This window comes from Tenacibaculum sp., from assembly GCF_048269885.1.
Taxonomy (GTDB): domain Bacteria; phylum Bacteroidota; class Bacteroidia; order Flavobacteriales; family Flavobacteriaceae; genus Polaribacter.
Window position 1 is genome coordinate 40,428 of record NZ_JBLWTZ010000012.1, and the last position, 25,711, is coordinate 66,138.

The window sequence follows — 25,711 nt, forward strand, 5'->3', positions numbered from 1 at the left end:
ATAGTAAAAGGTTAATTTATCTTGTGAATTTTCTTAAGTGATATGTTTTATCGCTAGGAGTATAATCACTTCTAATATAAAAATCTTTATACTTAAAAATAGTATAACCTATATCACTTTTTTTAGGGGTGCTTTTTATGTTATCAAAAATATTTTTAGGTATTTCAGCGTCTTTAATGTGTTCAAAATTCATGTCAAATAAACATTCAATTTGAGTAGATTTAGTATTGGTAAAGGAAGTATATGCAAACATGGTAGGGTTAAAGAAAAGATTCACATTAACACTTCCTACGCTAGCTATTGCTCCACCAATTCCTCCAAAACCACCCATCATCATTGGAGCAGCAGTTCTTTGTTCAACATAACCTCCCAAAGTAACTAAATAAGTGTTTTTGTTTTTTATGACTGAAACACCAATTTTACCAGCTGTTATTTTACGTAAAAACTTTTTGGTTTTTTCTAGCTCCCTATAGCCATTATAAAACCCTCCTTTTTGAATAATGGAAGTGTTTTTAAAGAGTATTTCTTCATCTTGATTCACGGCATATTCTTTTATGAAATTACCAGTTGAATAGTCTAAAATATACATTGATAAAACGTCTTTTGTAGCAGCCACTAATGCTATTTTATCATCAAAAACAAAAGAATTGGTTTTTTTTCTTCCTGATTTAATGTTAGACAGAGGTTTATTAAAAGTAGTTATAGAAGCGTGATAACTCGTTAAGTTTATAGTTAATAATTGAGTTGTTTTTTCGTTATGATCAAAAGAAATTATAAGGTCATTGTCTTTTAAATACATTTTTGTAGTTTCAGAAACTGACTCAATTGAATTTGGAGTACCTTCTTCAAACTTTTTGATAGGTGAGTAATTAAAAGGTAACAACAAATCTACAACTCTTATTTTTTTATTCTTTTTGTTGAGAAGTTTTAATTCAGCAATGTCTAATGGAATGTATTGTAAGTTACCTTCTTCATTAAGATAGTTTAGAAATATACTACCATCTATTTTATTTCCAGAGATAATATAAAACTTGTTTTTTAAAGAGACTGTTTGGATAAAAGTTTGCCCAGAAGGAAGCAAAAATTCTTTTACTGCATTTTTTTTATCATTAAAAGAAAAACTTACAGCAGCAAATTGTGTATTACTTTTATTAGTTAAGAATATTTTATAATCATCACCATAAATACTACTTCCTAAAAGTATTTTATACTTCCTTTTTTTAGTTTCAGATGAAAGTTGACCAGTTAATTTAAATTCGTCATTAAATTTATATGCATACACATTTTTAGCGTCAGCAATTAAAATAGCTAAATCATTATTTTTTGTGTTTACAACAGGAATTACATCTTTAATATCTGTTGAGTTTTCTTTTAGAAGATTTTTAAAGCTAGCAATTTCAGTTTGCGCAATTATAGAGCTATACATACATCCTATTAAAAATAGGATATTGATACAATTTTTTTTCATTTTTAGTTATTAAGAGGTATAAAAAAACCTCGCATAAAATGCGAGGTTTCAAATATAGTAAATACAGTTTTTTGTTTAAGCGATAAATTCACCATTATTCACCTTTTCTGAAGGTTGTACAAAGGCTAATTTACCATCAGGAGTATCGGTCATTAAAATCATTCCTTGGCTTTCTACACCACGTAATTTTCTTGGAGCTAAATTACACAGTACAGATACTTGTTGCCCAACGATATCTTCTGGTTTAAAGCTTTCAGCAATTCCAGAAACAATCGTACGTGTGTCAATGCCAACATCTACGGTAAGTTTCAGTAGCTTTTTTGTTTTAGCTACTTTTTCAGCCGCAACAATAGTTCCTATTCGAATGTCCATTTTGGTGAAATCATCAAATTCAATAGTCTCTTTTTGAGGCTCAACCACTTTGTTAGCAGCTTCATTCGCTTTTTTAGTAGCTTCTAGTTTGTCTAACTGTGCTTGAATTGCAGTGTCTTCAATTTTAGAAAACAATAATTCAGCTTTATTAATTTGATGATCAGCTGGTAATAGAATATCTTTTTCAGCTACATCATTCCAAGCAAGCATAGTATCAATATTTAAAATTGACTTTAATTTACTTGAGGTAAACGGTAAAAAAGGTTCTGATACTATCGCCAAACCTGCTGCGATTTGCAAGGCAACATTCATAATAGTTTTGGTGCGCTCTTCGTCAACCTTAATCACCTTCCAAGGTTCTTCGTCAGCTAAATACTTATTACCTAAACGAGCTAAATTCATCATTTCTTGAGACGCTTCTCTAAAACGATAACGTTCGATAGATTTTGCAATAATATCTGGGAATTGCTGTAATTGCTCTAAAGTATCTTTGTCAATTTCTGAGAATTCCCCCGCAGGTGGTACCTGTCCGTTGTAGTATTTGTTTGTTAATACTACCACACGGTTAATAAAGTTTCCAAAAATAGCAACTAACTCGTTGTTGTTTTTAGCTTGAAAATCTTTCCAAGTAAAATCGTTGTCTTTATTTTCAGGAGCATTGGCTGTTAAGGTATAGCGCAACACATCTTGTTGGTTAGGAAACTCTTCTAAATACTCATGTAACCAAACCGCCCAGTTTTTAGAAGTTGATAGTTTATTTCCTTCTAAATTTAAAAACTCGTTAGCTGGTACATTTTCTGGTAAAATAAAATCACCATGTGCCTTTAACATGGCAGGGAAAATAATACAGTGGAATACAATATTATCTTTACCAATAAAGTGGACTAATTTAGTATCGTCTTTTTTCCAATAATCTTCCCAATTTTTACCTTCTCGTTCTGCCCATTCTTTAGTAGAAGAGATGTAACCAATAGGAGCATCAAACCAAACATATAATACTTTTCCGTCAGCCCCTTCCACAGGAACAGGTATTCCCCAATCTAAATCGCGAGTTACGGCACGAGGGCGTAAACCGTCATCAATCCAAGATTTACATTGTCCTAATACATTTGGTTTCCAATCGTTTTTATGTCCTTCTAAAATCCATTCACGTAAAAAATCTTCGTGCTTATCTAATGGTAAAAACCAGTGTTTAGTTTCTTTTAAGGTAGGAACATTTCCAGTAATAGCCGATTTAGGATTGATTAAATCGGTAGCGTTATGACTGGTACCACATTTTTCACACTGATCACCATAACTTTCTTCGTTTCCGCATTTAGGGCATGTACCAATGACAAAACGATCTGCTAAAAATTGATTTGCCTCTTCGTCATATAATTGTTGAGTAACTTCTTCAATAAATTCACCATCGTTGTACAACTTTGTGAAGAAATCAGAAGCTGTTTTGTGATGAATTTCAGCTGAAGTACGAGAATAGTTATCAAAAGAAATACCGAAATCTTCAAATGATTTTTTGATGATTCCGTTGTACTTATCAATAATATCTTGTGGAGTAACACCTTCTTTTTTAGCACGCATGGGTATTGCAACTCCGTGTTCATCTGAACCACAAATATAAGCTACGTCTTTTCCTTTTTGACGCAGGTAACGTGCATAAATATCTCCAGGAACATATACGCCTGCTAAATGTCCAATGTGGATTGGTCCATTGGTGTAAGGTAATGCTGCTGTAATTGTATATCTTTTTGGTGTACTCATGTTTTTCTACTAAAATTAAAGCGCAAAAGTACGAAAAAGCAATTTTTTATACTGTTATAAATTAGGTACATTTGATAGATTTTAAACCTTTAAGATCAAGAAAAGAGACTTGTTTATGGAAAAAAGAATTTTCATCTTATTTTTTTTACTGATAATTACATCAGTCTACGCGCAAAATGAAACTATGAAGTTGACCACACCACCGTATTTAAAGAAAGGAGATACTATTGCAATTGTTGCTCCTGCAGGAATTTTAAAAAATCGTAAACAAACCATTGATAAAGCAAAAGAATTAGCAGAAAGTTGGGGCTTAAAAGTGGTGTATGGAAAACATCTATTTGCTCAGAATGATCATTTTGCAGGTACCGATGAAGAGCGTTGTCAAGATTTTCAAGATGCGTTAGACAATCCTAGTATTAAGGCAATTTGGAGTGCACGTGGAGGATATGGTTCTGTGAGGATTTTAGATAAATTGGATTTTACGAAGTTTAAAAAACATCCAAAATGGATTATAGGCTATTCTGATATTACAGCATTTCATAATCACGTTCATAACTTAGGAATTGAAACATTACATGCGATGATGGGTACAAGTATGGAAGAAGACCCAGAAGATCTTGTACAAACAATCGCTACTTTTAAGAAAGCATTATTTGGAGAAAAATTACGCTATGAAATTCCTGCTTCACAAGAGAATAGAGTAGGTGAGGTTTCAGGAGAGTTAATAGGCGGTAATATTGCTATTTTGGCTTCTATGCTAGGGTCAGAAAGTCAACTTTCTACAGATGGAAAAGTTTTGTTTATAGAGGAAATAGGGGAGTATAAATATTCGATAGATAGGATGTTGCAAAGCTTAAAGCGTGCAGGGTACTTTACAAAAGTAAAGGCTGTTGTTGTTGGTGATATGACTAAAATTAAAAGAAACACAACACCGTGGGGAAGCTCCATAGAACAATTAATTTTAGAGGTTGTTCCTGAAGATATTCCTGTGCTATTTAATTTCCCCGCAGGTCACGAACCAGATAATAGAGCATTGATAATGGGTAGCGAAGTTAAATTATTGATACGTAAGAATAAGCAGTGTTTGGTAGAGTTTAATTAACTGTTTTTTGTTTTACAGGTGTTTATTCCTAATAACTTGTATAGTGGGCAAAAATTTATCAAGCTTGTAACTAAAAGGATTATGGCCAGTACGAGTAAGATATTACCAAAAATTCCTGAAATAAATTCAAAGTAAGATAGCGCAGCTATTATTAAAGCGATTAAAGTTCTAATGGCTTTATCGGTGTTTCCCATGTTTTTTTTCATGATAAAAAGATTTAAGGTTACTCAAATATAAGTTTTTAAATGGCACAACACAATGAACTTGGTAAGAAAGGAGAGCAATTAGCAATAGATTATCTTGTTAAAAATGGATATACTATTGTTGAAAAAAATTACCGATTTCAAAAAGCGGAGGTTGATATCATTGCCCAAAATAAAGATGTATTAGCCGTTGTTGAAGTTAAAACGCGATCGACAACTTATTTTGGAAATCCACAAGACTTTGTGAATCCAAAGAAAATAAAACTATTAGTTACAGCTATAGACGATTACGTTATAAAGCGTGATTTAGATGTAGAAATACGGTTTGATATCATTGCTATTATTAAACAACGAAATGAGTTTGTAATAACACATATTGAAGATGCATTTTTATATTTTTAAAAAAGAAAAAGCTCAACAAATTTGTTGAGCTTTTTTTATGCTGTTTTATTAGTGTTTAACTATTCGTTATTACTATTAAAGTACTTTTCTACATCTTCTTCATGATCAGGCATGGCAATAATGTTCTTGTCTTTATCTAATACGAAATAAGATGGAGTACCAAGTAGGTTATATTTTTTTACGGTTTCGTTGTCAAATTTATATTCAGGATGTGTTCCTATAGCATTGTGCCATCCTGGTAGGTTTTTAACAAACTCATCCCATTCGTTTTCTTCATTTTCAATACCAAAAGAAACTACCGATACTTCTTTATGAGTTTGCATAAACTTATAAAGTTCAGGAATTTCTTTTACACAGTGTGGACAACCAGTACTCCAGAATACTAATAAATACTTGTTACCATCATTTAATGTAGATAGTTTGTATTCTTCATCACCTTCTTTCCAAGAAAAGTCAGGAGCTACTCTACCTACTGTTGCTAGTAACACATCTAGCTTTTCCTTTTTAAAATCGGCATCTTGATCTTCAGCAGGAAGTTTATCATAATATTCCGCAAACATCCAATCTACAACTGGTCCGTTACGCTTGTCAGTAAGTGCACTAATTAAATAATCGATTACTGCTTTTTCTAACTTGTTAGAAGAAATTTTCTTCATAACATTGGTAATAGATTCCTTAATTAATTTTTGTTGAACATTTTTATCTTCAGAATAGTTTAAGTAAAAAACATAGTCGTTAATTCTATCAATTAAAAAAGAAGAGTTGTATAATTCATCACTCTTAAAATCAACATATTCAAAAAAGTTTTCATTGGTAGCAGATAAGTAATCTTGTATGTTATCATGCGGGTTAGATGAATTATATCGACGAGAAGCTCTTATAAAGCTATTGACCAACATTCCTTCAGACTTGTTTTCATAAGTTTCCTGTACATCTTCTAATTCTTTAAGTTCTTTTTTATATGCTTTTTTTGCATCTTTTGAATTTGTTTCGATATAAGAAGCCTGTAACGAATCTATCTTTTTTTGTACAGCATTGTATGCTTGTAGGTATTCACTGTATAGTTTATTTTCTCTAGAACTCGTGAAAAGAACTGATTGATCAGGATATCTTGGGTTGAAAACAAACTCAACATTTTCTTTATTGAAGAAAAAATCAACAAAACCAGCACCAGAATTTCTATAAGTAGCTCTGTAGGCTCCAGGAGTTGCTGTGTTAGGTAGTTCAAAGCTAAACTTTCCTAAAACTTGTTGTTCACCACTTATAGCAACTGTGTCAAATTTAATAGTGGTATTTGAAAGGAACTTTTGTTTTGCTCCCTCAATTTTATATAAAATAACCCAATCTCCTTTGTCTGGAGGGGTCATGGTACCTTTAACAGTGTACTGTGCATTTACAAGTGATGTGGTGAATATTAATAGAGCCAGTAATTTTTTCATCATAATATTTTAAAGGGTTATTAATAAGGTTTTAAAACTAGTCATTTACGAACTTCTATCCAAGAAGTGTACCACTTTTATTTTTTCTTATGTATTTTAGAAACGTTTTTTTAATTATTTGAAAACATGAACTTTAAAGAACAAATATTTTGGGTAACTGGTGCTTCTTCTGGAATTGGTAAATCTCTAGTAGTTGAGTTATCTAATTACGGAGCAAAGTTAATTATATCTTCAAGAAATGAAAGTCTTTTAAGAGAAGTGCAAAAACGTTGTAAATTTCCTGAAAAGGTTAAGATTTTACCTTTAGATTTAGAAGATTATGAAAACCTTCCTGAGAAGGTTACCAAAGCCATTTCTTTTTTTGGAAGAGTAGATGTCTTAGTAAATAACGGAGGCATAAGTCAACGATCGCTCGTAAAAGATACTTCAATAAAAGTTGATAAACGCTTAATGGCCATTAACTACTTAGGAACTGTGGCATTGACAAAAGGCTTATTGCCTCATTTTATAAACAATAAATCAGGGCATTTTGTTGTAACTACAAGTATTGTTGGGAAAATAGGAACTCCACTGCGTTCTACGTATGCAGCTACTAAACACGCATTGCATGGTTTTTTTGATAGTTTGAGAGCAGAACATTATAAAGATAATATAGCTGTTACGTTAGTTTGTCCGGGGTTTGTAGCTACCAATGTGTCGAAAAATGCATTAACAGGAAACGGAACTCCACAAAATACGATGGACTCAGCTACAGCAAATGGTATACAACCAACGAGGTTTGCTGAGATGATGATAAAAGCTATAAAAATTAAAAAGGAAGAAGTATATATAGCAGGTGCGAAGGAAAAGTTAGGGGTATATGCAAAGCGTTTTTTTCCTAAGTTATTATCAAAAATGATTCGGAAGTTAAGCGTTACTTAATCAAAAAAATGAATCAACTCAAAATAATTAATAATGGCTTCTTTCATTAAAACCGATTGTTCACCTGGTTTTAAGTTGGGCAATTCGGTTACAGTTTTATAGTGAGGCCATCCATCGTTATCAAAAAAATCGAATTCATAGTATCCGTAAGGTTCTAATAATTTACAAATAGCGATATGCATAAGGTTTACTTTTTCATCTTTTTTAAACTTACGATGTCCTTGTCCTAATTCTTGAACACCAATTAAATAAATAACTCCATCAATATTGAGATCATCTCCATCAGCAAATTGTTGAGATAATTGAGTTATTACAAAATCCCATTTTTCTTTTAAGTTGGCTTCTTTTGTCATTTGTGTTTTTTGAGAAAGCAAAGATACAAATGAGTTATGTATATTTGAGCATAGATTTTTACAGTAGAACGCTTTTATATTTATGAATACTTTTGATATTATTATTGCTGCATTACTACTTTTTGGCTTTGTAAGAGGTTTAATGAAAGGATTGTTTGTAGAGGTTGCTTCTTTGGTTGCTTTGGTTGCAGGAGTGTATGGAGCTATCCACTTTTCATACTTTATTGGAGATTGGTTAAAAGACAGTGTTACTTGGGATGAAAAGTACATTTCTTTGGCGGCTTTTGCAGGAACTTTTGTGGTAATAATTGTAGCGATAGCACTATTAGGGAAAATTTTAACCAAAATAGCTGATTTTGCAGCCTTAGGAATTTTAAATAAAATTCTAGGAGGTGTTTTCGGAGCTTTAAAAATTGGATTAATTTTAAGCGTAATTTTTATTTTCTTCGGAAAAATGAATGATACTATTCCGTTTGTAAAGGAGGAGAGTTTAGAAGAATCTATTTTATTTAAACCAGTAAAAAAGATTGCTCCAACAATTTTTCCGTCAATCATAAAAGATGAGGAAGGAGAAGAAAATGAGAATAATAAAGAACTAGAAATAACAATATAAAAACGGATAAAAATAGTATCCGTTTTTGTAGTATTTAATCTAAATGATAAATTTCCATAATACCTTCTAAGATGTGTTCAAAATCGATATTTAAATCGATAAGGTTTCCTGTTTTGATATCAAAAACCCAACCGTGCACTTTTAAACCTCTATCCCTGTATGCTTTTTGAACGGCAGTAGTTTTAATAAGGTTAACACATTGCTCTTGTACGTTTAAATCAACCAAACGATCGTAGCGAGCATCTTCATCTTCTATAGTATTCAGTTCCTCTTTGTGTAGGCGGTATACATCTCTAATATAGCGTAGCCATGGATTTAACAACCCTAGATCGGAAGATTGCATAGCTGCTTTAACCCCACCACATGAATAGTGGCCACAAACCACAATATGGTTTACTTTTAAATGCTCAACAGCATATTCAATAACGGAAGCAGAATTTAAGTCAATTGCAGGAACCATATTGGCAATGTTTCTGTGTACAAAAACATCACCAGGACTTAGTCCCATTAAATCTTCGGCAGAAACTCTACTATCAGAACAACCGATGTACAATAACTCAGGACTTTGCCCTTCGTTTAATTTTTTAAAATAATCGTTATTGGTAGACAATTTGTTTTTTACCCACTCTTTATTGTTTTCAAAAATTTTAGATAGATTCATTAGTAAAAAAGTTTATTAGAAAAATCTTTGATGCTTGTTTTATAAGTGAAGCACACCAGTTGTCGAAGTTAATAAAAAAGAGAATCTAAAACCACGTTTAAATTCTCTTTATATTATTATATTAATTATGGAAGTATTGTTTATTCAAAAAAAGTAACCGCTCCGTCAGTAATATCATACATCGCTCCAACAATCATGATTTCACCGTTGTTATGCATTTCGGCAAGTACTTCACTTTCGTTTAAAATTCGGTCGATAGTTAAATGTACATTTTTTTCGGCAACTTTATTTACAAACTCTAAATTAGACGAGTTTCTCAAACTTTCGTCCTTAGGTTCAGTTACGGCTTGTACAGCAGGTTTTATTTTACCTAACATATTGGTTAAATTACCCAACTCAGCATTGTCACAAGCCCCCTTAATAGCTCCACAACTAGTGTGTCCTAAAACAATGATTAATTTAGTACCCGCTAATTTACAAGCAAACTCCATACTACCTAAAATATCTTCGTTTACAAAGTTACCAGCAATTCTGGCACTAAAAATATCTCCTAAGCCTTGGTCGAAAACTAATTCGGCAGAAACTCTTGAATCGATACAGCTTAAAATAGTAGCAAAAGGAAATTGTCCTTCTCTCGTATCGTTAACTTGTTCTAATAAGTTACGATTTGCTTTTAGGTTGTTTTGAAATCTTAAGTTTCCTTCTTTTAAGTATTGTAATGACTTTTCAGGAGTCATTGTAGCTTGCGTTTCTTTAGTATGTGCTTTCATTATATATTTTTATAAAATTATTGATGTCGTTTTTTTATTTACGAATTTAAAACGTTTAGGCAGCTTTTGGTCTAAGTTTAAAAAACTTAATAAAGCTTTCTGGGTTTTCTACAACACCGCGTTCTGAAATAAGTTTAATATTGATATTTCTTTCTTTTGCTTTAAAAGCAAAATCTTCTAGAATTTCAATAATATCATTATCTAAGTACCTAGTTTTTCTTACGTCTAACTCTAAATGAGTGTCTTCAGGTAAGCTATCTAATTCTTTTAAAATGGCTCCTTTGTTAAAGAAAGTTACTTCTTCTGCAAGTGTCATTTTTATTTTGTGTATTCCGTTGCTTTTATCTTCGATGTGTAAGAAGTGAGAATTTTGATAACTTTTTATCAAAATAACACAAACTCCAACAGCTAATCCTAATGAAATTCCGGTAAGTAAATCGGTAAAAACAATACCTAATACGGTTACGATAAAAGGAACAAATTGTTTCCATCCTAAGGCAAACATTTGTTTAAATAAGCTTGGTTTAGCTAGTTTATAACCAACAACTAATAAAATTGCAGCTAAAACAGATAACGGTATTTTATTTAACAGAGTAGGAATTAAAATAACAGATAATAGTAAAAATAACCCGTGAATAATTGCTGACATTTTAGATTTACCTCCAGACTGAATGTTGGCAGAACTTCTTACAATTACTTGAGTAATTGGTAACCCTCCAATTAAACCAGATAAGATATTTCCAGTTCCTTGAGCTAATAATTCTCTATTTGTTGGAGTTACGTTTTTATCTGGATCTAATTTATCTGTAGCTTCAACACAAAGTAAGGTTTCTAAACTAGCTACTAATGCAATTGTAAAAGCAGTTACCCAAACTTCGTAGTTGGTAATAGCACTAAAGTTAGGGAAGGTAAATTGACCTAAGAAAGAATCAAAACTTTCAGGAATAGGAACACTTACCAAATGAGATGCTTGTATTGCAAATGTTTCATTTCCTTGTGTTAAGGTAAAAAAGACTATTCCCATTACCACGGCTACTAATGGTCCTTGAATTAATTGGAATATTTTTCCTTTTTTACTTAAAACTCTGTCCCAAAGAATTAGAATAGCTAATCCAATAAAACCAATAACCATTGACCCCATAGTAATATTATCAGTAATACTTAAAAGAGCAGAAAAAGTGTTTTCTCCAGAAGGTTCAATAAAACTATCAGCTCCTTCTGGCTCTGCATCATATCCAAAGAAATGAGGAATTTGCTTTAAAATAATTATGATACCAATACCAGTAAGCATTCCTTTAATTACAGATGATGGAAAATAATAACCAATAACTCCTGCTTTAAGAACACCAAAAAGTATTTGAATAATTCCTCCTAAGACAACAGCTACTAAAAAGTTTTCATAACCACCTAAAGAACCAATAGCGGTTAATACTATAGCAGCTAAACCAGCTGCCGGACCACTAACTCCAATTTTTGAGCCACTAATGGCTCCAACAACAATACCTCCTACAATTCCTGCAATTACACCTGAAAAAAGAGGAGCTCCACTCGCTAAAGCAATACCTAAACACAAAGGTAAAGCAACAAAGAATACGACAATACTTGCGGGTAAGTCGCTTTTAATAGTTTTAAACATAATAGATGCGTTTATTTAGACTCCAAATAAAAAATTCAGAGCGTATATTTAATTTAAATGATTGATTTTTTGACTAAGAGAAACTTAAAATGTTTCAAAGAAGCAATACCGTTTTTGCTATGCGTTGAAATATTTTTTAGATTTTCTGTTTAAGACCTCGTTAGGAGATAACTTACTTAGATGCTTAAGTAGTGAAGAACTCGGGAGGAGGAGTGAGAATTTTAGGGTATTGTGAAACGTAGTCTTTAGATTGAAAACGAACGTTTTTTCTCTTTTGGATTTTCTTGTATAAAAAAGAAGTATCGTTTTCGTTAGGGTGCGCTTTTAACTCAGCAAATTTAACGTGTTTTGTGTTTTCTTCTTCCTCACTAAGATTTAAGAAAATAGTAATGTCTTGATCTTTATCAACCAATGTAATAATCGAAGGCGTAACAATAATGCCTGTGAATAGAACAATAAAAAAAATGGCGATTTTAGATTTCAAGATGATTTTTATTTATTTAGAGGTAAAAGTAACTAATTTTTTATAGCTAAAATGTTATAGTTCTTGTAAAGTTTTGGTTTTTATCCATCCAACTTTTCCATCAACGAGTTTTATTTTTTTCCAATTATCTACAGAATCTAGTATTTTAACCTTGGTTCCTTCGTGTAATATGAAAATTTCATTAGAGTTTTCGGTAGGTTCATTAGTAACAGAAACTTCTTCAGTGTAAATAATGGCCTCAATATTGTTTTTAGATTGGTTGTATTGTGTGTACGTTATAATCAAACAAGTTAGTAAAAGTAAAAATGAGATAATACTGGTTGTAAAGTAAGTTCTTTTTTTACTTGGGGTATAGGCAAAATAAAATAGTAAAAATAAAATAGAAGCTATAAAAGAAAATACAATGGTAATTACAGCCCAGGTATTATAAGTAAACTTTTGTAAATAATTTTCATTGAATTTTTGAACTACTGATTTGGGCAACGCTTCAATTCTATCAAGAGTTAAACGTTTTGCGATAATTAAGTTGTTTTTAGCATCTTCATTTAAAGGGTTTAACTGCAATGCTTTTTCGTAATTGTAAATAGTAGGAGCTATCTTATGAAGCTTATAGTAACAGTTTGCCAAGTTGTAATACACTTCGGATGAAGCTAGGTTTTCATCTTCTATTTGCTCATATAACTTAATAGCTTCTTCGTACTTTCCTTCTTTGTATAGAGAATTAGCACTTAAAAAAATATCATTGGCATTTTGTGCAAACGTACTAATTGACACCAATAAGAATAAATATATAACTAACTTTCTCATTATAACTGTCTATCTAATTGCATTATTACTTGTTTTGCTTTTTCATACTCCTCTTTCATCTGTACATTGGTAATTGGAGTGTATCTAGCAAAATCACAATTGTTAAATACTTCAATAAAGCTGTTAATAGTTTCTTTACGAACGTTTTTATCAGCTAGTAAATCTGTAATTTTTTCACGACTTATATCAGAGGTTTCTACACCTAGTTTTGCTTTTAAGTAATTGTGTAAAGCTCTTTCTAAAGCTTCATAAAAGGCTTCTTTATTGCCTAATCGTTTTTGAGCCTCTGATAAGTATTTCTTGGCAAGTTTGTCTGCTTTTCGCAACTTATTACCCAATACATCACTATCACGTTCTTCCTTCTTTTTTTGAATAACAATTCCAACGGGAATTGCTAAAATAGGAAGTAACAAAAGAATATAAAACAGGGTTGACTTAAAGAAATCATCAGTTTTAATAGGCTGTAAATTGGTAGTTGTTTGAATATATCTAAAATCACTACCTGTAACTTTTACCTCTTGTTTGGATACTGTATTAGCATCAGAGTTTGTTGGAATTTCTTTTCCTTCTAAAACATCAACGTATAAATCATCAGTAGTGATGGTTTGGTATACTTTTTCTTTTGGGTTAAAGTAAGAAAAGCTAGTTTTTGGAATTCTATATTTTCCTTTAAACTCAGGAACAACAGTGTAGTTATCAGTAACAGATCCAGATAATCCAGTTCCAGTAATACGAACATTTTCTTTTCTTTCAGGTTGATAAACTTCTAGTTCTTTAGGAGTTTCAACTTTTGGTAGCTCAAAAAGTTTTAAATTTCCTTTACCATTTACGGAAACTTTAATTTGTGATGATTCATTAGCTTTTAAGGTATTTTTACTTAAAGAAACATCGAATGAAAATTCACCAACGGCACCAGTAAAGTCTTCCGGTTTGTTTTTAAGAGGTAAGGACTGAGCGTTAACAATTTTCTTAGCAGAAGAAAATTCTTTACGAACTTGACGTGTAATTACGTTTCCAAAAAAGTCAGCTCGTCCGGTAGGAACTGCCACAATTATATCCATTTTCATAGGATCGATTGTCAGTTTACCAGAGGTTGTTGGAATTAATAGGGCTTTATGTAAAACAGCATAACGATAAGTTTCACCGTTGTAAGTACCTGTTTTAACAGGCATTCCGTTACGTTTAATTTCCTGATTCCAGAAACCATTGTATTGTGGAGCTTCTGTTATGGCATTATCATAAATACCAACATTATCGCTAAAATATAAGCGATATTCTACATAAATTCCCTCGCCAACATAAGGTTTAGATTTAGAAATTTCGGCAACTAAATGAATATTTTGCTCAGCAATATAACTAGGGTCATTTGGGTTTTTAGGAATGTCAACAGCATCTAAAACAATAACTTTTACAGGATTTGAAGTGAGTGTTTTACCTTCAATTTCAATACTGGCTGGAGGAATATTAAATTCTCCTTTCCTTTTAGGTTGTAGTATAAAGGTATAGGATTGATTAAAAGAAATTTTACCATTAATCCAAGATTGACTTACCGACTGGCTAGGGCCTCCAACTATTTTAAAATTAGTAAAACTTGGCGCTTTAAAATTATCGGCTCCTTGTTTGTTGATTGAAAACTCAATACGTAATCGTTGGTTTACACCCAATTTGTTTTTACTAACCGAAGCCGTTAACACAGCGTCTTGTGCATGAATGGCAAATGTTATAAAACTAACGAATAACGATATGTATACTTTAAACTTCATGTTAAATTTCAAAAATGTCTAAAAATAACTAAGATTTTAAAAACTGAAAAATTACCAGTCTTTTTCTTGTTTCACTTTCCTTCCTTTTGATTTTTTCGCATTCATTTTTTTCTGCGTCTTGTTTTCCTCATTATTTAAACTCTCTAACAGTTGTTTCATTTGTTCAGGAGTCATTTTACCTTGTTGAGGTTTCGGTTTTTGATTTTGCTTGTCTTTTTGGTCTTGATTAGGTTTTTGTTGATTTTTTTGATCGTCATTTTTCTGATCTTGTTTATCATCTTTTTTATCCTTATCGTCTCCTTTCTGATCCTTGTTTTTATCGTTTTGTTTGTCTTTGTCGTCTTTTTTCTGTTGATCTTTCTGATCTTTGTTTTTTTGGTCTTTATTTTTATCCTTGTTATCCTTCTGATTTTGTTGTTGTTTTTTAGCTTCTTTTTGAGCAACGGCTAAATTATAACGTGTTTCATCATCATTCGGGTTTCTACGTAAGGAATTTTTAAAAGCTTCAACAGCTTGTTCATATTGCTTTTGTTCCATCATGGCATTACCTATGTTGTGATAAGCTTCAGCCTGAGCCATTTTGTCTTTTGAAGTCTCAGTAGTTACTTTGAACTGTTCTACTGCTTCTTTGTACTTCTTTTCTTGGTATAAAGTATTGCCAAAATTATAGCTTGCTTTTTCATACTTACTATTTTTACCTAAAGCTTTTCGATAAGCAATAGCAGCATCACTAAACTTTTGTTTATTGTATAGCTTGTTTCCTTCTCGTAACAAACCACGAGCTTCACGTTGTAGTTTAAGTGTATCTTGCTGTGCATTGGTTGTCGCAGAAACAGCAAGGACTATAATGAATATTAAATTTTGTAAACTTTTCATACTACATGTTAAGATTCTTCGTTAAACAAATCTACTTTCTTCAACCATTTGGTTTTCTTATCAAACAAAAACATATCTAAAATTAAAAATAACAGTCCAATACCTACAAACCATTGAAATTGGTCTTTGTAATCAGAAAATTGTTTTGTTTCAAACTCATTTTTTTGGGCATTTCCAATAATCTTCTCTATAGCTTCTACTGGATTTTCAGTTTTATTACCATCAAAATATTGTCCGTCAGAAGCATCTGCCACTCCCTGTAAAACATCCGGTTTTCTTTGAGTAATGACGGTTTCTCCCATTCTATCTTTTTTATAACCAATAAGCGCGCCATTTAATTTGATAGGAATTGGACCTCCTTTTTCGGTTCCTACACCTACGGTATATACTTTAACACCTTCGTTGGCGATGTTTTGAGCAACTTGTTTTGTTTCTTCTTGATGATCTTCACCATCTGAAATAATGATTAAAAAACGATTAGTTTGCTCATCGTTATCATAATAAGTGTTCGCTAAATTCAACGCTTCATTAATGGCTGTACCTTGACTCGAAACCATGTCTGGATTTGCGTTTTGCAAAAACATTTTTGCAGCAGCGTGATCGGTGGTAATAGGTAGTAAAGGATAAGCATTCCCCGCATAGATGATAATACCAACTCTATCACTTCCTAATTTATCAATAGTTTTAGAAATTATTTGTTTCGCTTTTTCTAATCTGTTAGGAGCAATATCTTCTGCTAACATACTTTTAGAGACGTCTAAGGCAAATACTACATCAACACCTTCTCTTTTTACCGTTTTAAGTTTTGTTCCCATTTTAGGGTTAACTAACGACAGAATTAAAAACGATAATCCTACTAAAAAGAAAACAAGTTTTAATACTGATTTGAAGGTTGATGTGTTTGGTGCTATTTTAGATAAAAGCAACGGATTAGCAAACTTTTTTTGAGTTCGTTTTTTCCACCATAAAACGAATAGGAAAACCACAATTATTACAGGAATAATTGCAAAAAGATAAAAATATATTGGTTCTTCTAGTTTGTACATCCTTCGGATAGTTTAATTATTGATGCGTTTAATCGTTTAACTGTGATTTTCGTAAAGAATTCAACATGTTAGAAATTTTGTATATGGTATTTCTTAATTTTAAATAGTCTTCTTCATTTAAAAAGTTTAAATCTCTTGAAACAATTAATTGACTTAGAATTTCTATTGTTAAACCAAAATTTTCTGTAACAGAATATGTTTTTTTAGAAAGCTTAACAGCTTCTTTCCAAACTTCTAATTTTTCAAAAGAGAAAATATACATTTTTTAACTTTTAAACAGTTTAACAATTACACAATTTTATATAAAACTTTTAAATAACGTGTTTTTTAACGTGAACTCTAAGAGTAAAAAGATTCCTGCTAGGAAAACTAACAAGCGATATTTTTCAGAGTAATTATAATATTTAAATTCCTCTATTTTAGTTTTTTCTAACTTGTCAATCTCGTCGTAAATTTCTTTTAACTTAGTGTTATTAGTGGCTCTAAAATATTTACCGCTGGTTTCGCTAGCAATATGTTTTAGTAAATTTTCATCAATTTCAACAGGTTGGTTTTTAAAAGAAATTTTACCAGTTCTTGGATCCTTGGCCCAAGGAAAAGGAGCCATTCCATTAGTGCCAATACCAATAGTATAAACCTTAATTCCGTTTCCTTTTGCTAAATCGGTAGCAGTCTTAGGATCAACAAAACCAGCATTATTTACACCGTCCGTCAATAAGATAATCACTTTACTTTTGGCTTTGCTATCCTTGAGTCTGTTTACCGCAGAACCTAAGCCCATTCCAATTGCTGTTCCTCCTTCTAGTTGTCCCCATTTAATTTCTGAAATGGTTCTTTTTACGATAGATTTATCACTGGTAATTGGAGTTTGTGTAAAACTTTCTCCTGCGTATACTACAATACCAATACGGTCATTTGGACGTCGGTTTATAAAATCGGTAGCTACTCTTTTTAAGGCTTCTAGTCGGTTAGGTTTAAGGTCTTTTGCTAACATACTAGCAGAAACATCAACAGCCATTACAATGTCAATTCCTCGGTTTGTTTTCGTTTTTTTACTAACGGCAACATTTCTGGGACGTGCTAAAGCAACTATTAAGCAGGTTAAGGCCAGTAGTCTTAAGAGCGGCAGTATGGGCTTTAGTTTGGGTAAAATAGAACCTTGTACTTTAAAACCTTTGATGTTTGGCATTCTTAGTTGAGCACTGTCTTTTTTTCGAGTATAAAAACTCCAAAAAGCTAATAAAGGAATTAATAGTAGCAACCATAAAAACTCTGGACTATGAAACTCGAAATTATTCCACTTCATCATCTTCTTCTTGTTTTTTAGGTTTTAAATTATCTATAATAAGCTTTGCTTCTTTTCGGTCTTCTTCTATCTCATGAGACAAAGGTTTCGATTTTGCAAATTTTACTAAGTCAGATTCTTGTAATAAGTTCTTTAATTTATCAATAATTTCCCTAGAAGTTTCTATTGAATTAGTATCGTTAAAATCTCTTAAAACATCAATTAATTCATCAGTAGTGCTTTCTAAGGCAGGAACGTGCAACTCTCGTTCAATATATCCTCTAATTATATCTGTTAATTCGCTGTAATATTTTTTAACTTGATTATTTTGCCACAATAGTTTTTTGTCCAGTTCTTCCAGTTTTTGCATGGCTTCTTCATAAGGAGCCAATAAAGGAACAACGATAGTTTCCTCTTGTTCTTTTTTCTTCTTGAAAACAAAGAAATAGAGGAGTAATGCGATAACAATAATGGCTATTACAACCCACCAAATGTATTGTTTGAAATCGTCAAATTGATAGGGTTCTCCTTTAATCCCTTTAATTGGAAATTTTTTAATCTTGGTAGTGTCTATAGGAACTGTGGCTACATTAACTAGTAAGCTATCGGTTAAATAAGCTTGGTTTCTAATAAAAATTTGTTGTTGAGGAATGTAAAAAGCACCACTATCAAACCCTGTTAAAATGTATTTTCGGATGAGTTTGTTTTCAATAGTGTCTACTTTAAGGGTGTCAATAACCTCTAAGCCTTTAAGGTTGTTTAGTTTAGGAATGATAACGTTTTCAGTTTCATCAACAGTTATTTTATATTGAAACTGTTCACCAATTCTAATGTTTGTTGTGTCAATTTCTGCTTTTACCTGAGGTTGCTGTGCAAAGGCAAAAGAAGTTAAAAACAAGCATATGTAAAGTAATTTGTATTTCATTGTTTGTTCTTATCCTTTTCGTTTAAAATAGCCTAACAATTTTCGTACATAACTTTCATCAACTCTAGTGCTAATAGTACCTGCGCCACTTTTGGTAAATGCATTTTCAAAATAATCAGTTAAGCGTAGGGCGTTAGCCTTGTAATGGGTTCTAACAGATTTGGAACTGGTATTAACTAATTGAGTTTTTCCCGTTTCAGCATCTAGTATAGGAACCATTCCTAAATTAGGAATTTCCTCATCGTGCTTGTCATATACACGAATACCAGTTACATCGTGTTTGTTTCCAACAATTTTTAGCGTACGTTCATAACCTTCATCCATAAAATCAGAAAGCATAAAAACTATAGCTTTCTTTTTCATGATGTTGGATAAAAACTTGAGGGCTTCACTAATATTGGTTTGTCTACTTTTTGGTTGAAACTCAATAAGCTCACGAATAATTCGTAATACGTGACTTTTACCTTTTTTAGGAGGAATGTATAGTTCAACCTGATCAGAAAACAACATCAAACCAACTTTGTCGTTATTTTGAATGGCTGAAAAAGCCAATGTTGCGGCGATTTCTGTTACAGTATCTTTTTTAAATTGTTCAGAAGTACCAAAAAATTCAGAGCCAGAAATATCAACTACCAACATCATGGTAAGTTCACGTTCTTCTTCAAAAACTTTTATATAGGGTTCGTTGTAGCGAGCTGTAACGTTCCAATCAATTGCTCTAATATCATCTCCATACTGATATTGACGTACTTCAGAAAAAGTCATACCTCTACCCTTAAAGGTTGAGTGGTATTCTCCTCCAAAAATATGATTAGACAACCTACGTGTCTTTATTTCTATTTTTCGAACTTTTTTTAGTAACTCTTTTGTATCCATTAATTTAACCAAGATTCAGGTAGTGGAGGTAGTTCCACTTCTGTGTATTCTACGCTTTTTTCAAAAGCTAAAAAACGCGCTTCTTGTATTGATAAATTCACATTGTTTTTTTTACTAATCTCTTTTACTATTTCTTGTATACTCTTTTGTTGGCCTAAAACAAAACTATTCATAATTATGTTCGACTCAGTTTGTAAATCAAAACAGTTTACATAATAACTGGGCTTGTTGTCTTTATAAATAATAGCCTCAGTATTTTTTTTCTTTTTTAATTCTAAAATTTTTTTAGTTCCTTTTAATGTTTTGTACGTTGTTAATTTAAAAGTCATTAATAGCTAATTTAAGGGGATTCATATTAATAAGGTGGAAGCTATAAATGAGTAGGTGTACTTTCTTTATTTTTAAGGTACCTGTACTTCATTTATTATCGAGTTAATTATGTCTATCGATGTAATGTTTTCAGCCTCGGCTTCATAGGTAATACCAATTCTATGACGTAATACATCGTTAACCACAGCTCTAACATCTTCAGGAATTACATATCCTCTACGTTTAATAAAAGCATAACATTTAGCTGCTTTAGCCAAGGCAATGCTTCCACGAGGAGAAGATCCAAAACTAATAAGTGGTTGTAATTTTTCTAAATTGTATTTCTCAGGATAACGAGTTGCGAAAACAATGTCTAAAATATATTTTTCAATTTTTTCATCCATGTAAACTTCGTTAACGACGTTACGAGCTTTGATAATTTGATCTATTGAAATAACAGAATTTATCTTTTGAAAACTTCCGTTTAAGTTTTGACGCATAATCAGTTGCTCGTCTTGTAATTTTGGGTAGTCAATCACAGTTTTTAACATAAAACGATCTACCTGTGCTTCAGGAAGAGGATAGGTTCCTTCTTGTTCAACTGGGTTTTGAGTTGCCATTACCAAGAAAGGTTCATCTAATTTAAAGGTTTCGTCACCAATAGTAATTTGACGTTCTTGCATAGCTTCTAGTAAAGCAGACTGCACTTTAGCAGGAGCACGGTTAATCTCATCAGCTAATACAAAATTGGCAAAAATAGGTCCCTTTTTTATAGAGAAATCATTTTCCTTTACATTGTATATCATAGTACCCACAACATCAGCAGGTAATAAGTCTGGAGTAAATTGAATACGACTAAAGCTTCCGTCAACAGCTTTTGAAAGAGTATTAATAGCTAAGGTTTTTGCTAGCCCAGGTACCCCCTCTAATAAAATATGTCCGTTTCCTAAAAGCCCAATGAGTAATCGCTCAATCATGTGTTTTTGACCTACAATTACTTTGTTCATTTCTGTAGTTAATAAGTCTACAAAAGCACTTTCTCTTTCTATCTTTTCATTGATAGCTCTTACATCTATATCCATAGTAATTGAAATAAATTAGAAATTTTATGAAACAAAGCTACAATAATAGTGTTTTTTTAGTTGTTAAAAGTTGGTTAAACCTTGTATTAACAAGTGGCAAGGTGGTTCTTTTTAAAGTTTAGTTTTGGGTGTAGGTATTTATTTGACTGAAAATAAGTTATTTATAATTTGTTTTTGTAAATAAAAAAAATGAAATTTAGCTTCTACTAACCTTAAACTTAAATTTTATGAAGAAAATGTATTTTAGCAAAACGCTGCTAATTAACGCACTTATTTTCCTGTTTTCTAGTTTTGTTTACGGACAAACAATAAAAGGGAAAATAGTGGATGTAAATGGAGAAAGTATTCCTTTTGCTAACATAATAGAAAAAGGCACGACAAATGGCACCACTTCTAATGAGAATGGTGAATTTAGTTTAAATGTAAAAAAAATTCCGACGGTAGTTACCATATCTTCTTTAGGTTTTGTTACTGTAGAAAAAAATGTAGTCAATACAGATACTTTCTTACAAGTAACATTACGAGAAGATTCAGATGTTTTAGAAGAGGTGGTAATTTCAGGTTTAGCTACCACAACAAAAAGGTCTAATTTAGCGAATACTGTGTCTACAATTTCAGCGGCTGAATTAACACAAGTTACATCACAATCAGGATTTGATAGTGCTCTGTCAGGGAAATTTACGGGAGCTGAGATAAAAGCAAATTCAGGAGCGCCAGGAGGGGGAATCTCAATGAGGCTTAGAGGGGTTACTTCTATTTTTGGAGATCAACAACCTTTATTTGTGGTAGATGGAGTATATGTTGATAATTCATCTATTTCTTCTGGAAACAATGTTGTAAGTGAAGCAGCAGGAGGGGGGAATCCTTCTACAAATCAAGATGATGCTTCTAACAGAATTGCAGACATTGATCCTGAAGATATAGAAACCGTAGAAATATTAAAAGGGGCTTCTGCAGCAGCACTGTATGGGTCAAGGGCAGCAGGAGGAGTTGTGATTATTACAACGAAAAGAGGAAAAGAAGGGAAACCGAGAATTTCTTTTTCTCAAACAGTAGGTTTAAGAAGCCCTACTAGACTCTTAGGGTTAAGAGATTGGGATGAGGCAGAAATTGTAGCCTTTGGTGGTCCTGCTAATGCTAAGTTAAGAGATTACGAAGCTGAATTATTCGACCATACTAGAATTTCTACCACTACACGTTTTACAACTTCTGGAGGTTCAGAAAGAAGCGATTACTTTTTTGGAGTAACTTATAAAGAAGAACCAGGTTTGGTTGAGAATACGGGGTATGAAAAAACAGCTGTACGTCTGAATATTGGTCAAAAGTTTACAGATTGGATTGATATGTATATAACCTCAAACTATATCAATTCACAAGCAGACAGAGGTTTCTTTAATAACGGGAATGCTAATAGAACAGTAGGTTATGCATTGGCTTTTACGTATCCATGGGAAAATTTATCAGCGGTTGATGGAGTGTATCCATCAGGAGGGGCTGGCTCTAATGTTTTAGAAACAGTAGATTTAACTACCAATCGAGAGAATGTTAATCGTTTTATAGGAAGTGTTACTTCTAATGTTAAAATTTTAGACAATGAAAGAAATAGGTTGAAATTGGTATTGCAAGGAGGTTTTGATCAGTATACTTTAAGAACAACAAGTATTTTTCCAAGATCACTATCTTATTTTAGAGATCCTTCGTCACTAAGAGGAGCTTCCATTTCAGGAACAACAGTAAATACTAACTACAATTTATCTGCCTTTTTAGTTCATAATTTGAACTTAGAAAACGGATTGAATTTCACAACTCAAGCAGGAAGCTTTTTTCAAAATTTTGACAGAAATACGGTGATAACTATTGCTACTGGTTTAAATGGATCTCAAACAAATTTGGGGCAATCTGAAAGTGTATCTACACAACAAAATATAAGGTTACAAAAAGATAAAGGGTTCTTTGTTCAAGAAGAAATTAATTATGATGATAAAATTATAGGAACAGTAGGTATTCGTGGAGATAAGTCAACAAATAATGGTGATGCTGATAAAATGTATTACTATCCTAAAGGTAATTTAGCAATTAACTTACATAAGTTTGATTTCTGGAAGATTAAAGAGATTAGTTCCTTTAAACCTAGAATAGCCTATGGTGAAGCAGGAAGGTTTTCGAATTTTAGAGATAGGTTTACTACTATGACAGGACAGTTAATTGATGGTAACTCAGGTTTAGCACCTGGGAACTTTAAAGGGAACCCAAATGTAGGACCTGAGCGTCAAAAGGAGTTAGAATATGGAGTTGATTTTGGGTTGTTAGATAGCAGAATTAACTTTGAAGTTACCTTTTATAATAAAAAGGTTGAAGATTTACTAATTGAAACTAATAAACCAACTTCTTCAGGATATGTAACTGAAGTTCAAAACGCAGGAGAGCTTGAAAATAAAGGAATTGAAATAGGATTGAATGCAAGTATTATTGAACAGGAAGACTTTTCTTGGAGTACCAATTTAAAGTGGTGGAAAAATAAATCGGAAATAACGAAATTAAATGTTCCTGCATTTACAGAAGGAGGGTTTGCTTCTTCATTAGGAACTTTCTATATTCAGGAAGGTTTTAGTGCAACACAAATTGTAGGAACTTATAACCCTGCTGACTTTACAGCTGAAGAAATTGCTAGAAGAGATCCTGAAGGAGATGGCTTTTTTGTATATGGTAACGCAGAACCCGATTTTCAATTGTCTTGGCAAAATCAATTCAGATATAAGAATTTTGATTTGTCTTTTTTGTGGCACTGGAAAAAAGGAGGAGATGGAATAAACCTAACAACCTTATTGTATGATTTAGCAGGAACAACTTGGGATTATGACGATACTGGTTTAGATCCTTCTGGAACATTATCTAATGGAGATTATAGGGCAAGTCAAGCATTTGTTAATCCAGAGCCTCTTATTGAGGATGCAGGATATTTAAGATTACGTGAGGTAGGGTTGTATTATACCTTTAATGAAGGTGTTTTTAAAGGGTTTGAAAAAGTTAAAGTAGGTGTTTCGGGTAGAAACCTTATAAATATATTTGACTATAATAGTTATGATCCAGAAGCTTCAAATTTTGGAAATAATGTTTTAGCTAATAACGTGGAAGTAACCCCCTATCCAGCTTCAAAATTTATAAACTTCCACTTAAATATTAACTTTTAAAACATAGGATATTATGAAAAATATAATTTTAAAAACTATTTTATTATGTTCTGTTATTTTATTCTCTAATTGTGAATTAGAAGATATACCGAACCCTAATGCACCTACCGAGGAGAGCTTTTCTGATGGAGCGAGTCAAGCCGATGTTCAGTTATTAGCTGTCGGTCTTGAAGCTGTTATGAGAAACGATTTAGAATTTCATTACAATACTGTAAGCCTTTTAGCAAGAGAGTACTATGATTTGTCAGGTACGGATCCTCGTTATACAGGAGAAATTTTAAAAGGCCCGTTAGATAATAATGGTTTCTTAACAACAAGGTCATATGCTGCTTGGTATAGAGTTGTAAAATCAGCAAATGTTTTAATTACTGCGGTAGAAAACTCCTCAGCAGGTTTCTCCGATGATGTGAAAAATTCGTATTATGGATACGCTAAAACACTCAAAGCATATGCACTTTTAATGGTCGCAAACAGGCAGTATACAAATGGAATTAGAATAGATGTTGAAGATGCTGATAATTTAGGACCTTTTGTTGATTATGCTCAAGCTTTGACAGAGGTTAAAAATTTATTGAATGAAGCAAATACTAATCTAGCTAACTCTCCAACAACGTTCGATTTTTCTTTAAGTTCAGGGTTTATGAATTTTGATACACCGAGCTCGTTTTCAGAGTTTAATAGAGCGCTAGTGGCAAGAGTAGCATTGTATGAAGGAGATAAAGCAGGAGTACTTAGTTTCTTAAATGATTCTTTTTTTAACTTAAATGGTAACTTGATGACTGGACCAGCTCATGTATTCGGAGCTACAGGAAATGATATTTTAAATAACCAGTTTCATGTATTAGGGCAATCAGGGCAAGAATTTGTAATTCATAATTCTTGGATTAATGATGCAGAGGCAGGAGATAGTAGGGTAGCAGATAAATCATTCTTACTAACAGCCCCAGCAACGTTTGATGGATTGTCAGCAACGCATCAAATAGCAATTTATAAGAGCAATACAGCACCTGTGTATTTGATTAGAAATGAAGAGCTTATTTTAATGTATGCAGAAGCAAACATAGGAACAAATAACGCAGAGGCAGTAAACGCTATAAACATTATAAGAAACGAAGCAGGTTTACTTGATTATTCTGGAGGAACTTTAGATAATGAGTTAGTAGAGGAAGTTTTAAATCAAAGAAGATATTCTTTATTAGGAGAAGGGCATCGTTGGATCGACTTAAGGCGTTTAGGTAGGTTAAATTCTACTTATGTTCCGTTAGATAGAGCAGGAGATAATATTATTGATGCATTCCCAACACCGTTTAGTGAAAATGCTAATTAATAACAAAGTTTGTTTTTAATTGTGATATTTGATAATGAAAAA

The 25,711-nt window shown here is 32.1% G+C and carries 25 protein-coding genes; 6 read left to right on the top strand and 19 right to left on the bottom strand.

All coding sequences use genetic code 11. The features are described 5' to 3' along the window. Positions 1 to 16 precede the first annotated feature (16 nt). Entirely contained in the window at positions 17 to 1,468 is a 1,452-nt protein-coding gene (locus ACN0WY_RS10360) for a hypothetical protein (protein WP_417800312.1), read from the bottom strand. A gap of 75 nt (positions 1,469 to 1,543) precedes the next feature. Beyond that, a complete protein-coding gene (gene metG, locus ACN0WY_RS10365; RefSeq protein WP_417800313.1) occupies positions 1,544 to 3,598 on the bottom strand; it encodes a methionine--tRNA ligase in 2,055 nt (684 codons plus the stop codon). 115 nt (positions 3,599 to 3,713) lie between these two features. On the opposite strand from metG, the gene ACN0WY_RS10370 reads away from it, so the two are divergent. Beyond that, entirely contained in the window at positions 3,714 to 4,700 is a 987-nt protein-coding gene (locus ACN0WY_RS10370) for an LD-carboxypeptidase (RefSeq protein WP_330487929.1), read from the top strand. On the opposite strand, the gene ACN0WY_RS10375 is transcribed toward ACN0WY_RS10370, so the two are convergent. After that, the gene (locus ACN0WY_RS10375; protein WP_417800314.1) at positions 4,697 to 4,906 is read right to left on the bottom strand and encodes a DUF2892 domain-containing protein; all 210 of its coding nucleotides are present in this window, start codon (positions 4,904 to 4,906) and stop codon (positions 4,697 to 4,699) included. The two genes, ACN0WY_RS10370 and ACN0WY_RS10375, sit on opposite strands and share 4 nt — an antisense overlap. A 39-nt stretch (positions 4,907 to 4,945) precedes the next feature. Between ACN0WY_RS10375 and ACN0WY_RS10380 the strand changes: the two genes are divergently transcribed. Next, positions 4,946 to 5,305 (top strand): YraN family protein, encoded by a 360-nt coding sequence (locus ACN0WY_RS10380; protein WP_417800315.1) that lies wholly within the window; start codon positions 4,946 to 4,948, stop codon positions 5,303 to 5,305. Positions 5,306 to 5,364: 59 nt separating this feature from the next. Here the strand turns inward: ACN0WY_RS10380 and ACN0WY_RS10385 are convergent, their stop codons facing one another. Further along, positions 5,365 to 6,747, bottom strand: a complete 1,383-nt coding sequence (locus ACN0WY_RS10385; protein ID WP_417800316.1) for a redoxin domain-containing protein — start codon at positions 6,745 to 6,747, stop codon at positions 5,365 to 5,367. Positions 6,748 to 6,870: 123 nt separating this feature from the next. Here ACN0WY_RS10385 and ACN0WY_RS10390 point away from each other — a divergent pair, with 123 nt between their 5' ends. Beyond that, positions 6,871 to 7,665, top strand: a complete 795-nt coding sequence (locus tag ACN0WY_RS10390) for an SDR family oxidoreductase (protein WP_330487933.1) — start codon at positions 6,871 to 6,873, stop codon at positions 7,663 to 7,665. Here the strand turns inward: ACN0WY_RS10390 and ACN0WY_RS10395 are convergent. Further along, positions 7,662 to 8,018, bottom strand: coding sequence for a hypothetical protein (locus tag ACN0WY_RS10395; protein WP_330487934.1), 357 nt, complete (start codon positions 8,016 to 8,018; stop codon positions 7,662 to 7,664). The two genes, ACN0WY_RS10390 and ACN0WY_RS10395, sit on opposite strands and share 4 nt — an antisense overlap. Positions 8,019 to 8,100: 82 nt before the next feature. On the opposite strand from ACN0WY_RS10395, the gene ACN0WY_RS10400 reads away from it, so the two are divergent. Next, entirely contained in the window at positions 8,101 to 8,631 is a 531-nt protein-coding gene (locus ACN0WY_RS10400) for a CvpA family protein (RefSeq protein WP_330487935.1), read from the top strand. A gap of 34 nt (positions 8,632 to 8,665) precedes the next feature. On the opposite strand, the gene ACN0WY_RS10405 is transcribed toward ACN0WY_RS10400, so the two are convergent. The 14 genes from ACN0WY_RS10405 to ACN0WY_RS10470 form a co-directional block, all read right to left on the bottom strand. Beyond that, positions 8,666 to 9,292: a carbonic anhydrase gene (locus ACN0WY_RS10405; RefSeq protein WP_417800317.1), complete on the bottom strand. Its 627-nt coding sequence runs from the start codon at positions 9,290 to 9,292 to the stop codon at positions 8,666 to 8,668. Between the two features lie 140 nt (positions 9,293 to 9,432). Beyond that, positions 9,433 to 10,062, bottom strand: coding sequence for a carbonic anhydrase family protein (locus ACN0WY_RS10410; RefSeq protein WP_330487937.1), 630 nt, complete (start codon positions 10,060 to 10,062; stop codon positions 9,433 to 9,435). Positions 10,063 to 10,117: 55 nt separating this feature from the next. Continuing rightward, entirely contained in the window at positions 10,118 to 11,698 is a 1,581-nt protein-coding gene (locus tag ACN0WY_RS10415) for a SulP family inorganic anion transporter (protein WP_417800318.1), read from the bottom strand. Positions 11,699 to 11,882: 184 nt separating this feature from the next. Then, positions 11,883 to 12,182, bottom strand: a complete 300-nt coding sequence (locus tag ACN0WY_RS10420; protein WP_330487939.1) for a hypothetical protein — start codon at positions 12,180 to 12,182, stop codon at positions 11,883 to 11,885. 54 nt (positions 12,183 to 12,236) lie between these two features. Further along, complete coding sequence (locus ACN0WY_RS10425; protein ID WP_417800319.1) at positions 12,237 to 12,989, bottom strand: tetratricopeptide repeat protein; 753 nt, start codon at positions 12,987 to 12,989, stop codon at positions 12,237 to 12,239. Beyond that, the gene (locus ACN0WY_RS10430; RefSeq protein ID WP_417800320.1) at positions 12,989 to 14,752 is read right to left on the bottom strand and encodes a BatD family protein; all 1,764 of its coding nucleotides are present in this window, start codon (positions 14,750 to 14,752) and stop codon (positions 12,989 to 12,991) included. Before ACN0WY_RS10430 ends, ACN0WY_RS10425 begins: the two co-directional genes overlap by 1 nt. A gap of 51 nt (positions 14,753 to 14,803) precedes the next feature. Further along, positions 14,804 to 15,628 (bottom strand): tetratricopeptide repeat protein, encoded by an 825-nt coding sequence (locus ACN0WY_RS10435; RefSeq protein ID WP_417800321.1) that lies wholly within the window; start codon positions 15,626 to 15,628, stop codon positions 14,804 to 14,806. 8 nt (positions 15,629 to 15,636) lie between these two features. Further along, a complete protein-coding gene (locus tag ACN0WY_RS10440) occupies positions 15,637 to 16,674 on the bottom strand; it encodes a VWA domain-containing protein (protein ID WP_330487943.1) in 1,038 nt (345 codons plus the stop codon). 28 nt (positions 16,675 to 16,702) lie between these two features. Next, positions 16,703 to 16,936: a hypothetical protein gene (locus ACN0WY_RS10445; protein ID WP_417800322.1), complete on the bottom strand. Its 234-nt coding sequence runs from the start codon at positions 16,934 to 16,936 to the stop codon at positions 16,703 to 16,705. A gap of 36 nt (positions 16,937 to 16,972) precedes the next feature. Beyond that, a complete protein-coding gene (locus tag ACN0WY_RS10450) occupies positions 16,973 to 17,980 on the bottom strand; it encodes a VWA domain-containing protein (RefSeq protein WP_330488009.1) in 1,008 nt (335 codons plus the stop codon). Continuing rightward, positions 17,967 to 18,884 carry a hypothetical protein gene (locus tag ACN0WY_RS10455; protein ID WP_417800323.1) on the bottom strand — a complete coding sequence of 306 codons (918 nt, stop codon included), beginning with the start codon at positions 18,882 to 18,884 and terminating at the stop codon, positions 17,967 to 17,969. The genes ACN0WY_RS10450 and ACN0WY_RS10455 overlap by 14 nt, the downstream gene beginning before the upstream one ends. Positions 18,885 to 18,893: 9 nt before the next feature. Further along, positions 18,894 to 19,760 carry a DUF58 domain-containing protein gene (locus ACN0WY_RS10460; RefSeq protein ID WP_330487946.1) on the bottom strand — a complete coding sequence of 289 codons (867 nt, stop codon included), beginning with the start codon at positions 19,758 to 19,760 and terminating at the stop codon, positions 18,894 to 18,896. Continuing rightward, on the bottom strand, positions 19,760 to 20,089 hold the full coding sequence (locus ACN0WY_RS10465) for a hypothetical protein (RefSeq protein WP_417800324.1): 330 nt from the start codon (positions 20,087 to 20,089) through the stop codon (positions 19,760 to 19,762). The genes ACN0WY_RS10460 and ACN0WY_RS10465 overlap by 1 nt, the downstream gene beginning before the upstream one ends. Positions 20,090 to 20,161: 72 nt before the next feature. Then, positions 20,162 to 21,151 carry an AAA family ATPase gene (locus ACN0WY_RS10470; protein ID WP_330487948.1) on the bottom strand — a complete coding sequence of 330 codons (990 nt, stop codon included), beginning with the start codon at positions 21,149 to 21,151 and terminating at the stop codon, positions 20,162 to 20,164. Between the two features lie 227 nt (positions 21,152 to 21,378). On the opposite strand from ACN0WY_RS10470, the gene ACN0WY_RS10475 reads away from it, so the two are divergent. Further along, positions 21,379 to 24,342: a SusC/RagA family TonB-linked outer membrane protein gene (locus ACN0WY_RS10475; RefSeq protein WP_330487949.1), complete on the top strand. Its 2,964-nt coding sequence runs from the start codon at positions 21,379 to 21,381 to the stop codon at positions 24,340 to 24,342. 13 nt (positions 24,343 to 24,355) lie between these two features. Further along, a complete protein-coding gene (locus tag ACN0WY_RS10480; protein ID WP_417800325.1) occupies positions 24,356 to 25,669 on the top strand; it encodes a RagB/SusD family nutrient uptake outer membrane protein in 1,314 nt (437 codons plus the stop codon). Positions 25,670 to 25,711: the final 42 nt, after the last annotated feature.